At 42.0% G+C, this 1,249-nt stretch carries 2 protein-coding genes; both read left to right on the top strand.

Going from position 1 to position 1,249, the window contains the following annotated elements:
* Nucleotides 1–405, top strand: a 405-nt coding sequence (rimM, locus tag ACXVWB_RS11210) for a ribosome maturation factor RimM (protein WP_458485391.1), incomplete at its 5' end; no start/stop codon positions are given.
* 37 nt (nucleotides 406–442) lie between these two features.
* Nucleotides 443–1,183 carry a tRNA (guanosine(37)-N1)-methyltransferase TrmD gene (trmD, locus tag ACXVWB_RS11205; protein WP_126469572.1) on the top strand — a complete coding sequence of 247 codons (741 nt, stop codon included), beginning with the start codon at nucleotides 443–445 and terminating at the stop codon, nucleotides 1,181–1,183.
* Nucleotides 1,184–1,249: the final 66 nt, after the last annotated feature.

Here is a 1,249-nt window from a genome sequence, read left to right as displayed (position 1 = left end):
TTAAAAATCAAAGGTGAATGGCAGCCAACGGAATTAGAAAACTGGCGTCATCATAATCACGAAATCATCGTTAAATTAAAAGGCGTTGATGACCGTGAAGCCGCACAAATTTTAGCAAATGTTGAAATTGGTGTGGATTTATCTATATTCCCAGAACTAGAAGAAGGCGATTATTACTGGCACGATTTAATTGGTTGTTCAGTCGTAAACTTAGAAGGTTATACAATGGGAACGGTAACAGAGATGATGGAAACCGGTTCTAATGATGTGTTAGTGGTGAAAGCCAATACCAAAGATGCTTTTGGAAAACAAGAGCGGTTAATTCCGTTCTTGTATGAACAAGTAGTTAAAAGAGTCGATCTCACCACGAAAACAATTGAAGTGGATTGGGACGCTGGTTTCTAATCTCAAGTATGCACAAACGTAATGTAGTAGGCTTTTTATGTGGATAGGGGTAATTTCATTATTCCCCGAAATGTTTAAAGCGATTACGGAATTTGGGGTTACAGGAAGAGCCGTAAAACATAATCTTCTGCAAGTAGAATGTTGGAATCCAAGAGATTTTACATTCGACAAGCATAAAACCGTGGATGACCGTCCTTATGGTGGTGGCCCGGGAATGCTGATGATGGTGCAACCTTTACGGGATGCGATTCATGCTGCGAAAGCAGCGGCAGGAGAAGGCGCAAAGGTGATTTACCTTTCGCCACAAGGACGTAAACTCGATCAAGGCGGCGTAACCGAGCTTGCTCAAAATCAGAAATTGATTTTAGTATGTGGACGTTACGAAGGTATTGATGAGCGATTGATTCAAACTGAAATTGATGAAGAATGGTCAATCGGGGATTACGTTCTGACCGGTGGGGAATTGCCGGCAATGACATTAATTGATGCTGTTGCACGTTTTATTCCCGGTGTATTAGGCAAACAAGCCTCCGCAGAAGAAGATTCTTTTGCAGACGGTTTATTAGATTGCCCGCATTACACCAGACCGGAAGTGTTAGAAGGATTAACTGTGCCATCCGTGCTGATGTCGGGACATCACGAAGAAATTCGGAAATGGCGATTAAAACAATCGCTACAAAGAACGTGGCTCCGACGCCCTGAGCTCTTAGAAGGCCTAGCTCTGACTGACGAACAACGTAAACTGTTAAAAGAGGCGCAAGCCGAGCATAACAGTTAGTTTCAGTTACATCTAGGATCAATAAAGGATCAAACAATGTCTAACATTATCAAACAACTTGAACAA

The organism is Haemophilus sp. SZY H53 (assembly GCF_054332375.1).
This window is presented reverse-complemented; position numbering and strand designations above follow the sequence as displayed.

Bases quoted from the DNA above. Each gene is read 5' to 3' on its own strand.
- trmD (WP_126469572.1), top strand. From the start codon at position 443: ATGTGGATAGGGGTAATTTCATTATTCCCCGAAATGTTTAAAGCGATT.